At 35.6% G+C, this 11,943-nt stretch carries 11 protein-coding genes; 8 read left to right on the plus strand and 3 right to left on the minus strand.

Annotation, left to right across the window (positions count from 1 at the left end; translation table 11 throughout):
- Positions 1–119 precede the first annotated feature (119 nt).
- Complete coding sequence (gene lexA, locus H3R21_RS00810; RefSeq protein ID WP_046307089.1) at positions 120–743, minus strand: transcriptional repressor LexA; 624 nt, start codon at positions 741–743, stop codon at positions 120–122.
- A 144-nt stretch (positions 744–887) separates the two neighbouring features.
- Between lexA and H3R21_RS00815 the strand changes: the two genes are divergently transcribed.
- The 5 genes from H3R21_RS00815 (at position 888) to H3R21_RS00835 (ending at position 6,595) form a co-directional block, all read left to right on the plus strand.
- On the plus strand, positions 888–1,160 hold the full coding sequence (locus H3R21_RS00815; protein WP_046307087.1) for a DUF896 domain-containing protein: 273 nt from the start codon (positions 888–890) through the stop codon (positions 1,158–1,160).
- A 69-nt stretch (positions 1,161–1,229) separates the two neighbouring features.
- Positions 1,230–1,445 carry a YneF family protein gene (locus H3R21_RS00820; protein ID WP_074425186.1) on the plus strand — a complete coding sequence of 72 codons (216 nt, stop codon included), beginning with the start codon at positions 1,230–1,232 and terminating at the stop codon, positions 1,443–1,445.
- 71 nt (positions 1,446–1,516) lie between these two features.
- The gene (locus H3R21_RS00825; protein WP_198182367.1) at positions 1,517–3,271 is read left to right on the plus strand and encodes an ABC transporter ATP-binding protein; all 1,755 of its coding nucleotides are present in this window, start codon (positions 1,517–1,519) and stop codon (positions 3,269–3,271) included.
- Between the two features lies 1 nt (position 3,272).
- Positions 3,273–5,063 carry an ABC transporter ATP-binding protein gene (locus H3R21_RS00830; protein ID WP_198182368.1) on the plus strand — a complete coding sequence of 597 codons (1,791 nt, stop codon included), beginning with the start codon at positions 3,273–3,275 and terminating at the stop codon, positions 5,061–5,063.
- 131 nt (positions 5,064–5,194) lie between these two features.
- Positions 5,195–6,595, plus strand: coding sequence for an FAD-binding oxidoreductase (locus H3R21_RS00835; protein WP_198182369.1), 1,401 nt, complete (start codon positions 5,195–5,197; stop codon positions 6,593–6,595).
- A 163-nt stretch (positions 6,596–6,758) separates the two neighbouring features.
- On the opposite strand, the gene H3R21_RS00840 is transcribed toward H3R21_RS00835, so the two are convergent.
- Entirely contained in the window at positions 6,759–7,940 is a 1,182-nt protein-coding gene (locus H3R21_RS00840) for a cyclopropane-fatty-acyl-phospholipid synthase family protein (RefSeq protein ID WP_198182370.1), read from the minus strand.
- A 98-nt stretch (positions 7,941–8,038) separates the two neighbouring features.
- Positions 8,039–8,653, minus strand: coding sequence for a 1-acyl-sn-glycerol-3-phosphate acyltransferase (locus tag H3R21_RS00845; protein ID WP_198182371.1), 615 nt, complete (start codon positions 8,651–8,653; stop codon positions 8,039–8,041).
- Between the two features lie 58 nt (positions 8,654–8,711).
- On the opposite strand from H3R21_RS00845, the gene H3R21_RS00850 reads away from it, so the two are divergent.
- The 3 genes from H3R21_RS00850 to tsf all read left to right on the plus strand — a co-directional run bounded on the left by H3R21_RS00850 (position 8,712) and on the right by tsf (position 11,590).
- On the plus strand, positions 8,712–9,743 hold the full coding sequence (locus H3R21_RS00850; RefSeq protein WP_198182372.1) for a GIY-YIG nuclease family protein: 1,032 nt from the start codon (positions 8,712–8,714) through the stop codon (positions 9,741–9,743).
- Between the two features lie 154 nt (positions 9,744–9,897).
- Positions 9,898–10,683 carry a 30S ribosomal protein S2 gene (gene rpsB / locus H3R21_RS00855; RefSeq protein ID WP_046307068.1) on the plus strand — a complete coding sequence of 262 codons (786 nt, stop codon included), beginning with the start codon at positions 9,898–9,900 and terminating at the stop codon, positions 10,681–10,683.
- A gap of 31 nt (positions 10,684–10,714) precedes the next feature.
- Positions 10,715–11,590: a translation elongation factor Ts gene (gene tsf / locus H3R21_RS00860; RefSeq protein WP_074425200.1), complete on the plus strand. Its 876-nt coding sequence runs from the start codon at positions 10,715–10,717 to the stop codon at positions 11,588–11,590.
- Positions 11,591–11,943 lie beyond the last annotated feature (353 nt).

An 11,943-nucleotide genomic window follows, 5' to 3' on the forward strand; every position in this document is an offset into this window, starting at 1 on the left:
ATAAAAGGACAAATTTTGCATTTCTGCTTTATTTAGATGCGACTCAAAAAATGTAGAAAAAAACCATTGAATTCCGAATAAAACTAGTTCGTAAATTTCAATGGTGTAATAAATAGTTTCTAAATAATGTTGTTTCGATATAAGCCAACCACTTTACCTAAGATATGAACGCTGTTCAAGAGTATTGGTGCCATAGTATCATTTTCTGGCTGTAAACGGTAATGATCTTTTTCTTTATAGAACCGCTTGACGGTTGCTTCATTTTCATCGGTCATTGCAACAACAATCTCACCGTTAGTAGCAGAGCTTTGTTTACGGACAATCACATTGTCTCCGTTTAAAATACCAGCGTTAATCATGCTTTCGCCGTGAACTCGTAGCATAAATAAGTCGCCAGCATCATTAGCTAAATCGGGAGGAAGTGGGAAATAATCTTCAATATCTTCAACGGCTAAAATTGGTTGACCTGCTGTGACATCACCAACAACGGGAATATCAGTAGGCTTGACACCAAGTGCCTTTTTGCCTTCTTCTGTTATTTCTAGTGCTCGAGGTTTAGTTGCGTCCTTAACAATTAAGCCTTTTCTTTCTAATCTAGAAAGATGACCGTGAACTGTAGAAGTTGATGAGAGTTCAACTCCTTGGCAAATTTCTCTAACAGTGGGAGGGAATCCACGTTTTTCAACGGTATCATATATATAACGAAGAATTTGTAGTTGCTTAGAACTTTGCTTATTGGTCATTTTTTTCTCCCATTCGTTAGTTAATTCTTTGTATTAACTACATTCTAACAAATAATGTTGCCTAATACAAACAGGCGTTCTAAATAATTATTCTTTTTTTTATCCAAAAAGTAAGGTAGACTTTTACAAATGAGAGGTGCAAAAATGACTGAAAATAATGAACAAAGATTAACTGAAGAACAAGAAAAAAAACTAACTGATAGAATCAATGAATTATACCATAAGAAAGAAGCTCAGGGATTAACTAAAGAAGAAGAAGAGGAGCGACAAAAACTTCACAAAGAATTTATCAGAAATTTCCGTGCTGGCTTTAAACAAGATGTCGAAGACTTGGTTATCGTAGATAAAAATGGTAAAGAAGTAACTTCCGAAAAAGCAAAAAAAGCACAGCGTAAGAAAGGCTTGAGAAAAGACTGATTTATAGCTTTTAATTTACTTATTTTTTAGGTAAGATATAACTATTGGACAAATTGAGGTGATTATTTTATGAATTTAGGATTAGCAATTGTATTAATTATTGTAGCGCTGCTAATAGGTCTTATTGGCGGCTTTTATGGTGCTAGAGCATACATGAAGAAATATTTTAAAGATAATCCACCAATCAGTGAAGATATGATTGTTGCCATGATGTCACAAATGGGTCAAAAACCTTCTGCTAAAAAGGTAAACCAAGTGATGAACATGATGAAACATCAAAAATAAAATCTTAACTAGATTGACATCAGACGGAGGATTGTTTCTTCCGCCTTTTTATTTTGAAAGACAGGTGAAAAATGGGTATATTTTTTAAGTTAGGCTGGTTTTTTAAAAAGGAAAAGAAACGCTATTTAATCGGTGTTGCTTTTCTAGCACTGACTTCAGTAATTAACTTAGTACCACCAAGAATTTTGGGTTTAATGGCTGATCAATTAGATAAAGGTCATATTTCTTGGCAAGAATATGCGACCCTAATCTTAGCCATTGTACTAGCTGCGTTAGTTTTATATGCTTTCCGCTATTTTTGGCGTCGTCAAATTTGGGGTGGTGCAGCCGAATTAGAATTGCAAATGCGCTCTAAACTGTTTGAGCACTTTATGGAAATGGATCGTACATTCTATCAACGCCATAGAACAGGTGACCTAATGGCACATGCCACAAATGATGTTTCAGCGATTCAGGAAGTTGCGGGTGAAGGTGTATTGACACTAGTTGATTCACTTTTGATGAGTGTAACAACAATGGTCGCAATGATAGTATTTGTTGATTGGCGGTTAACAATCGTTGCACTTATTCCATTACCATTTCTTGCCTGGGGGGCATGGAAATTAGGCGATCAGCTATACGGTGCGTTTGATGAATCTCAGGCTGCTTTTTCTCGTTTAAACAATAAAACTCAGGAATCGATTTCCGGGATTAAGGTCCTAAAAACCTTTGGTCAAGGAAAAGAAGATACTGAAGTCTTCAATGACATGGTTAATGATACGATAAAAATCAATAAGCGTGTCTTTAAGTGGGATTCATTATTTGACCCATTGGGAACGCTTCTTATTGGACTGACCTATACAATAACTATTATTTATGGTGGATTGTTGGTTAGTCACAAGGCTTTATCAATTGGGCAACTTGTATCATTTATTGCCTATATCGGGAATATGGTTTGGCCCATGTTTGCAATTGGTTACCTATTTAATATCCTTGAGCGAGGTAGCGCAAGCTATGATCGAGTTGAAAAACTACTTGATGAAAAACCTGAAATTACCGATCAACATGCTGATCAAAGCCTTCAGGCTCAAGATATTGCAGGTGATTTGAAATACCAAGTAAAATCCTTTGCCTATCCTGATGAGCCACAAATTCCTGTGCTGCATAATATTGATTTCACTCTAAAAACAGGGCAGACACTTGGACTAGTTGGGAAGGTTGGAGCAGGTAAAACTACAATCATTCAACTATTGCTGCGCGAATTTGATAAATATGATGGGAAAATCACATTAAATGGTCATGACATTAGAGAAATACCATTAAATGTTTTATTGCGTCAGATTTCATATGTTCCGCAAGATAATTATCTTTTCTCAACCAGTATTCAAAAGAATATTGCTTTTTCAGATGCAAATTCAGATGAGAGTGCGATTGAGTCAGCCGCTAAAAAGAGTGATTTGCACAATGATATTTTGCAAATGCCTGGTGGTTACAACACTCTTGTTGGTGAAAATGGTGTTTCTCTTTCTGGTGGACAGAAGCAAAGAATGTCAATTGCACGGGCCTTATTGAAGCAAAGTCAAATTTTAGTCCTAGATGATGCTTTATCCGCTGTTGACGCAAAAACTGAAATGGCAATTTTAGAGTCACTAAGTAAAGAGCGTGAAGGTAAAACCACTTTAATTGCTACGCACAGACTGACCTCAGTTATGAATGCCGATTTAATTTTGGTTCTAAAAGACGGTCAAATTGTTGAAAGAGGTACGCATGATCAGCTGTTAGCAGAAAACGGCTGGTATGCAGACATGTGGCAACGCCAAGAATTAGAAGCAAAGGTAGGTGAATAAGATGGACGATCAAAGTAATTATGAATCTGTCTGGTCAAAAGAAATACCTGTAAAAGAACAAATTAGCATCTTCAAGCGTTTGATGCGCTTTGTAATGCGGTTCAAAAATGAAATGATTATTGCGGGTATTGGAGCATTTTTGGTTAGTGTAATCAACATGCTTTTGCCATACGGACTGCAGTTCTTTTTGGACAATTACTTAGTCAAAGAGAGTGTTACAACCCAAATCATCTTATTTGCTGGTTTCTTATATGCTTTTGGTTCAGTTATCAAAGCGGTTTTGCAGTTTACTTACGAGTACTTTTTTGCTTTAGGTTCTGAAAAATCGCTTGAGAGTTTACGGTCAGCATTATATAAGCAATTGCAAAGCTTGGGAATGCGCTATTTTGATCAAACTCCAGCCGGGTCAATCGTTTCGCGTGTTACTAACGATACGATGACTTTGAGCAACTTCTTAGTTGTACTTTCAAGTGTAGTCATGTCATTCTTCTCAATTATTTCCGCTCTAGTAGCGATGTTTACGACTAACTTCTATGCTGGTTTAATTGTTTTGGCATTTTTACCCATTTTATTGCTAATTATTTGGCAATATTCTAAGAGAAGTTCAAAGTTATACCGAAATTATCGCGAGCGCTTAAGTCGCATTAATACGAATTTAAACGAATCAATTGAAGGGGTTTCTTTAATTCAGCAATTCAAACAAGAAAAGCGGATGACTGATAATTTTGAACATGAAAACACTTCTTTAATGAAAACTCGGTTTAGTATGATAAACCTTAATTCATTACTTTTATCACCGTTAACGAGTATGCTTTACTCGATAGCACTTGCTTTAACCCTAATGTACTTTGGTTTTCCACTACGTGAGACTTTTGTCCCTGCAGGTGTGGTTTACGCATTTTCACAATATATCTCACAGTTTTTCAATCCAATTGCTAATATGATGGATCAAATGACCTTTTTCCAAGATGGAATTGTTGCAGGAAAAAGAATCTTTAGAATCCTTGATAATACAGATTTTGAGCCTGAGCAGCAAGCTGAAAAAGGCGTAACAATTACTAAAGGTAAAATTGAATTTAAGCATGTGAGCTTTTCATATGATGGTAAAAATGAAATATTGCATGACATTTCTTTTACTGTTAATCCAGGAGAAACCCTGGGAATTGTTGGACATACTGGTTCCGGTAAGAGTTCAATTATCAATGTAATGATGCGTTTTTATGAATTCTACAAGGGGCAAGTATTAATTGATGGTGTAGATATAAAGAAGTATCCAAAAGAAGAGCTCCGCAAAAAGCTGGGTCTAGTTTTACAGGAACCATTCATGTTTTATGGTGATGTCAATTCCAATATTAGACTCTATAATAAAAATATCACTGATGAAGAAATTAAGAATGCAGCAAAAACTGTTCAAGCAGACGGGTTTATCGAAAATCTTCCCGGTAAATATCATGCCAAGGTTGGTGAAGGTGGCAGCGAGTTCAGCCAGGGACAACGACAACTGATTTCATTTGCACGTACTTTAGTCACTGATCCGAAAATTTTAGTTCTTGATGAAGCAACGGCTAACGTTGATACTGAAACTGAAACATTAATTCAAACTGCCTTAAAGAGTTTAAGAAAAGGTCGAACTACTTTGGCCATTGCACACCGATTGTCGACAATTGTTGATGCTGATCAAATTATCGTTTTAAACGATGGTAAAATAGTTGAACATGGAAATCATGAACAATTATTAGCTCAAAAAGGTTATTACTACAACTTATATAAGTTGCAAAACAGTCAAAATTAAGTTTATGCACGGGTTATTTAATTATCCCGTGCTTTTCTTTTACACCAATCGTTGACAGCGGTTACACAAAGATGTAAATTAATTATAATAACAATTAAAAATATTTATGTTTTAGAAATAGGAAGTTTGAAATGGAATACCATCAAATTAATGATACTGATCGTGAAAATTTACGTAAATTTATTTCAGAACCTGAACGTTTTGTTACAGAGCCAACTAAACATTGGGATCATGACCAATTTAGAACAGTAACAGCAATGCCAGAATTAGTAATTCAACCAGTTACTAATCAAGAAGTAGAAAATGTTGTTAAATATGCGAGTGATCATCATATTCCTTTGGTACCACGTGGTAATTCAACTGGGTTAATGGGTGCCAATTTATCTGTTGATGGTGGTATCTCACTCGATATGGTTAAAATGAACCGTATTTTAGAATATGATCCGGATGGGTTAACTATGACAGTTCAAGCCGGAATCAGATTAAAGGATATTGAAGAATATCTTGCTGATAAGCCTTTTACTTATATGCCAGCACCTGCTATGCACTGGGCTACAATTGGTGGTAATGTTGACACAAATGCTGGTGGTTTAAAGGCAATCAAGTATGGTGTTACAAGAGAGCACATCCGCGAATTAAAGGTTGTTTTAACTAACGGAAAATTGTATAAGTTTGGCTCAAAAGCAGTTAAATCTTCATCTGGTTATTCTCTAAAAGATTTGATTATTGGTTCAGAAGGTACGCTTGGCGTTGTTACTGAAGTTACACTAAGACTATATCCAAAACCACGTAAATCAATTAATGCAATTATTCCTTTCCCAACTTTGAATGATGCAATTAGATCTGTTCCAGCAATCCTTGCTTCCGGTGTTGTTCCAACTACAGTTGAATTTATGGGACGTAAAGTGATTAACTTATGGGAAAAATATGCAAATGACGAATTCCCAATTAAAAATGGTAATGGCTTTATTATCATGGGTCTCGATTCATTTACTGAAGAGGAGTGGCAAGCAGAATTGAAACAAGCATTGGAAGCTGTAAAAGAGTTTAAAGCTGAAGATGCAGTTATATTGAATGCCGATTCAGAAGAAGCTAAGAAAATTTGGAAATGTCGTGAAGAATTACTTCTTGCAATTCAAAAGTCAACTCCAAAGATGGATGAAATCGATGTCTGTGTTCCGATTAACCACATTCCAGAGGTTTTAGATCGTATTGAAGAGCTTGAAAACGAATTGAATATTAGAATTCCAAACTTTGGACATGCTGGCGATGGAAACCTACATATTTATCTTTGCTCTGACGACATGTCTGATGAAGAATACGCTAAGACAAGTGATAAAGTAATTTCTGAATTATACAAGACAGCTAAATCACTTGATGGTAATATGTCCGGCGAACACGGTATTGGTTATGCTCGCGCTGGTTACTATGAAGATTTTTATGGTCACGACTACACTGAGCTTTTACGTCAAGTTAAGAAGTTGTTTGATCCTAATGAAGTGGTTAACCCTGGCAAAATTTTTAAGATGTAACAATATAGAAGTTAAATAGTTAATAAAACAACTTTCGATATCATAATTGAATTCGAAGGTTATTTTTATTTTTAGCAAAAATTTCTAATTCAAAATAAAAAAGACTAGTTACGATAAAATACGTAACTAAATCTTTTTAAAATCGAGTTATAACTCATCTGTTTTAATTTTTAAGCATGTAATCACGAGTCATTGGTAAGTTTTTACCAGACGGCCCTTTGGTTAGGAGATATTGAACTACGTCAATATTTCCTGATTCAAAGGAGGCAGCACATGCTTGTAAATAAAGATCCCACATTCTAGTGAAGCGCTCACCCATGTTTTTCTGAATAACATCACGATGATTGTTAAAGTTTTTATCCCAAATTTCAATTGTTCGTTGATAATGGCGTCTTAACATTTCCATGTCATCAATTTGCATACCATTTTCGACAACAATATGATGAACATTTTCATCTAGTCCTGGGATATAGCCACCTGGGAAGATGTACTTATCAATCCAAGCATTGCTAGCGCCACCTTGTTGGCGGGTAATTCCGTGGATTAGGGCAACGCCGTCTTTTTTAAGGTATTTTGCAACGTCATTAAAATACTGACCAAGATTTTCTTTACCAACATGCTCAAACATGCCAACTGAAGTAATGTAATCCCATTGTTGATCGCCAAGTTCGCGATAGTCTTCTAGCTTAACTTCTACCTGATCCTGTAGATTTTCATCGTAAATTTTCTTTTGAACAAGTTTATATTGTTCTTCGCTTAAAGTTACACCAGTAACCTTAAGATCATATTCTTTGGCTGCAGTCAACATAAGCGTTCCCCAGCCACAACCTATATCTAAAAGAGTTTTACCTTTTTGTGGATGTAGTTTATCAAGAATGTGATTGATTTTATCAATTTGAGCCTTTTCAAGGTCGTCTTGATTACCTTCCTTGAAGTATGCACATGAGTAGGTCATCGTAGGGTCAAGCCACAACTTATAGAAATCATTACCGATATCATAGTGACTTTGAACGTCTTTTTCACTCTGTTGTTCAGTATGATTTTGCTTAGGCATAAATTTGCGGAATTTACTAGACCGCATAAAACTGTTTGGGCTTTCATAAGCTCCAAGGATAAGTTCCTGTATACTGCCCTTGATTTCAATCTTTTTATCCATGTATGCTTCGCCGAGGGCTAATGAAGCATTACGGGTGATTTCATTAACTGGAATTTTTTCATTAAAAATGATTTCAATGTTTGGGTTGCCATTGCCATAAACTTCACTCTTACCATCCCAATAGGTTACTTTCACTGGGAAAGGAAAAGACTTACTTAACATCATTTTATAAAATGTTTTCTCTAACAATTTTTTGACTTCCTCCATTCAATTACAGTCGTAATTATTTTAACACTACAAAAAAAGATTAAACTTATTAAAGTTTAATCTTTTCATTTTGTCTGTTTTTACTTTGGTTGATAATGAAAATTAGGATTCTGTTCTTGATCAATCTTATTCCAAGCTTCTTTAAGCTGATTATCTAACATTGCTTCATTTTCATGTGTTAGTTTGACTTTTCGATCAACTTGAATAGGGTCGCCAAAGCAAACCTCAAGTGGTTTTCTCTTTAGAAGTCCTGTAAAGGTCAGAGGACCTTGATAAACAACGGGAACAATTGGCTTACCGGATAGCTTTGCAATTGCAATAGTTCCGCCTTTTAGTTCGGCGGAATGTCTGGTTCCAGATGGAAAGATAATTAATGAATAATTCCCATTTTTTAGTCCCTTGATAGGTGTCTTTAGAGCAGATGGACCAGGATTTTTACGGTCAACTGGAAAGGCATGTGCATGCTTTAAAATGAAATTTAAAACAGGATATTTAAATAATTCAATTTTTGTCATAAACATGAATTCTTTTGGACTTGCAGCTAAAGCAAACAAAATCGGTTCCCACCACGTGCGATGCGGAGCTGCCAAAATATAATTCCCATCTGGGATACGTTCTTTATGATTAACATGTAAATGCCCATTTAGTAGCCAGACAATAAAGCGGGCAATTGGGCGAATGATATGATAAAACATTATTTCCTCCAATGATGTAAAATATTATAACAGAGCTTGAGGAGAGGAAGAAATTTTTATGGTAAATTTGTCAAAAAATGAACGAATTGATTATATGTATAGCGATAATCTTAAAATTGTTCAGGACAAAGATGCCTTTAGCTTTTCGTTAGACACATTATTACTGGCAGCAGAAGCTAAAGAATCAATTAAAGATAGTTCGAAAGTTGCTGATCTCTGTGCAGGAAACTGTGCTGCAACAATTTATATGGCATATTTTAATCGAGCTAAGTATGATGCAATTGAAATTCAAGATGAGGCTGCTTCACAAGCTAGGCGATCGGTTGAATTAAATCAAATGGAAAACCGTATTCAAGTTCATCAAAAAAATGTTAAGGATGCACCTGAATTTTTACGTAAAGATTCTTATGATGTAGTTGTGGTTAATCCACCATATTTTAAAGTGGCAAAGAATCATAAGGTAAATCCTGATCCTAAAAAAGCAATTGCACGTCATGAATTGTTAATTAACTTAGAAGAAATAATTATGGTTGCCAGTGATCTTCTTAAGATGAAGGGAAAAATGTATATGGTACATCGACCTGAACGTCTTAACGAAATTGCATATTTTTGCATAAAGCACGATTTAAGTATCAAATTTGTACAGCCGTATGTATCTCATCGTGGAGATGATGCAAATTTAGTTATTATTGAAGCTGTTAAGCACACGGCAACAGATGGCTTGGTTTTGAGGGATGCGATTGAAGTTCATGATGAAAACGGTGATTTTTTACCTGTGATTCAAAAAGTAATTCGTGAAACTGATGAAGAGCGGCAAAAACATGATGAAGGAAAAAGTTACTATTTTTATGTTTTGTTGTGCAATGACGGTAGTTTTTATGGCGGCTTTACAAATGACCTACAAAAACGGTTAACTGCACATAACACTGGTAAAGGGGCAAAATATACTAAGACTAGAAGACCTGTCAAAATGATTTATCACGAAAAATTTCAAGATAAGCAATTAGCATTGAAAAGAGAGTACTGGTTTAAGCATCATACACGCCAGTGGAAGGAAAATTTTTTGCGTGAACGATCAGTTGATTTTTAGCCTTGATTCTTAAGCCTAAATTTAGTATTATTTTACTTGTGTGTTAAACACACAAGTAAGAAACATCAAGAGTGATCAACGTTTTGGTGCCACACACTGGTGAAACGTTGAAATGATCGCTTGAGAGGTATAAAACCATAGGAGGAAGTTAATTATGTCAGTAGTTTCAATGAAACAATTACTTGAAGCTGGTGTCCACTTCGGTCACCAAACTAGAAGATGGGATCCAAAAATGGCTCCTTACATCTTTACTCAAAGAAATGGTATCTACATCATTGATTTGCAAAAGACAATCAAGATGTTGGATGACGCATACTCATTCGTTAGAGCAGTTGCTCAAGACGGTGGTGTAATTCTTTTTGTAGGTACTAAGAAACAAGCTCAAGACTCAATTGCTGAAGAAGCAACTCGTGCTGGTCAATATTACATTAACCAACGTTGGCTTGGTGGTACTTTAACCAACTGGAAGACTATTCAAAGTCGTGTGCAAAGATTAAAGGACCTTAAGAAGATGTCAGAAGATGGTACTTTTGATGTATTACCAAAGAAGGAAGCATCTTTATTAACTAAGGAAAAGGACAAGCTTGAAAGATTCTTAGGTGGTATTGAAGACATGCCTAGAATCCCAGACGTAATGTTTGTTGTTGATCCTAAGAAGGAAAAGATTGCTGTTCACGAAGCAAACGTTCTTGGTATTCCAGTTGTTGCAATGGTTGACACTAACACTGATCCAGATCCAGTAGATGTTGTTATTCCTTCAAACGATGACGCTATTCGTGCTATTCGCTTAATTTCAGGCGCGATGGCAGATGCCGTTATTGAAGGTAAGCAAGGTCAAGATGACAATAACGCTGACGTAGAAGCTGAAATGACTAAGAATGCTGCAGCTGATGGTGCTGAAGAAGCAACTGAAGCTGAAGAAACTTCAGACGAAGACTAGTTAAATATCTTTTATTTGAAAGGATACATCAATGGCAAATATTACTGCTAAACAAGTTAAAGAGTTACGTGATCGTACTGGTGCCGGAATGATGGACTCCAAGAAAGCTTTAGTTCAAGCTGATGGAGACGTTGAAAAGGCAATTGATATTTTAAGAGAAAACGGTGTTGCAAAAGCTGCTAAGAAGAGTGGTCGAATTGCAGCTGAAGGTTTGGCTGAATATGCATTCTCTGGTAACACAGCTGCATTAGTTGAAATTAACTCAGAAACTGACTTTGTTTCATCAAACGATAAGTTCATTAAGTTAGTTGATGATGTAACAAAGGCAATTCTTGCTGCAAAGCCTGCTAACGTAGAAGAAGCTTTAAAGGCTCCAATGGCTGGGTCAACAATCGGTGAAGAAATTACCAACTTGACTGCTGTTATCGGTGAAAAGATCACTTTAAGAAGATTTGATTTAATCAGCAAGAATGATGATGAAGTATTTGGCGCTTACAAGCATAATGGTGGATCAATTGTTGCTGTTGTTACTTTAAAGGGTGACAACGAAGAAGCAGCTAAGAACATTGCAATGCACGTTGCTGCTATTAACCCTGAATACTTAGATAAAGCTTCTGTTCCAAAGGCTGATTTTGATCGTCAAAAGGCAGTTTTCACTAAGGAAACTGAAAACGAAGGTAAACCTGCAAACATTATTCCTAAGATCGTTGAAGGTCGTGTTAACAAGTACTTAAGCGAAATTTGCTTGGTTGACCAACCTTACGTTAAAGATGGCGATATGACAGTTGCAGAATACGCTAAATCTGAAGGTTGTGAAGTTGCTGCATACACTCGCTACGAAGTTGGCGAAGGTATCGAGAAGAAGCAAGAAGACTTTGCTGCTGAAGTTCAAGAACAAATTAAATAGTCGTTAAAATCAAAAAACGATTTTCTAAAAACCTTGTCCATTAGGATAAGGTTTTTTATTCTTAAAGAAAACTAAAGTTACTAAAGTAATTCTAAAATAAAACTAAACGAATTTACTGGCTAATTTCTATATGGAAAAATATAATTAGATGAATTTTAAAGCGAGGTAAAGTATATGGGCTTTGACATAATGATGATTGCAGTGGTAGTTGGAACAATATGTATATATTTAAGCGTTGAAAAGTCCTTTTCTAAGTTAAGCAATAATTTAGTTTTTGCTATGGGTATCATTCTAGATGCGCTAGCATTTTTCTTAGCTGTCGGATAAAATTTTTGTCTAAAATAGAAACGTTT

Source organism: Lactobacillus sp. W8172 (assembly GCF_016102055.1).
Lineage (GTDB): Bacteria > Bacillota > Bacilli > Lactobacillales > Lactobacillaceae > Lactobacillus > Lactobacillus apis_A.

What these genes read in the sequence shown, in the direction of transcription:
- rpsB (WP_046307068.1), top strand. Translation starts at nt 9,898, where the DNA reads ATGTCAGTAGTTTCAATGAAACAATTACTTGAAGCTGGTGTCCACTTC.
- H3R21_RS00835 (WP_198182369.1), top strand. Translation starts at nt 5,195, where the DNA reads ATGGAATACCATCAAATTAATGATACTGATCGTGAAAATTTACGTAAA.
- H3R21_RS00820 (WP_074425186.1), top strand. Translation starts at nt 1,230, where the DNA reads ATGAATTTAGGATTAGCAATTGTATTAATTATTGTAGCGCTGCTAATA.
- H3R21_RS00850 (WP_198182372.1), top strand. Translation starts at nt 8,712, where the DNA reads ATGGTAAATTTGTCAAAAAATGAACGAATTGATTATATGTATAGCGAT.
- lexA (WP_046307089.1), bottom strand. Translation starts at nt 743, where the DNA reads ATGACCAATAAGCAAAGTTCTAAGCAACTACAAATTCTTCGTTATATA.
- H3R21_RS00845 (WP_198182371.1), bottom strand. Translation starts at nt 8,653, where the DNA reads ATGTTTTATCATATCATTCGCCCAATTGCCCGCTTTATTGTCTGGCTA.
- tsf (WP_074425200.1), top strand. Translation starts at nt 10,715, where the DNA reads ATGGCAAATATTACTGCTAAACAAGTTAAAGAGTTACGTGATCGTACT.
- H3R21_RS00830 (WP_198182368.1), top strand. Translation starts at nt 3,273, where the DNA reads ATGGACGATCAAAGTAATTATGAATCTGTCTGGTCAAAAGAAATACCT.
- H3R21_RS00825 (WP_198182367.1), top strand. Translation starts at nt 1,517, where the DNA reads ATGGGTATATTTTTTAAGTTAGGCTGGTTTTTTAAAAAGGAAAAGAAA.
- H3R21_RS00815 (WP_046307087.1), top strand. Translation starts at nt 888, where the DNA reads ATGACTGAAAATAATGAACAAAGATTAACTGAAGAACAAGAAAAAAAA.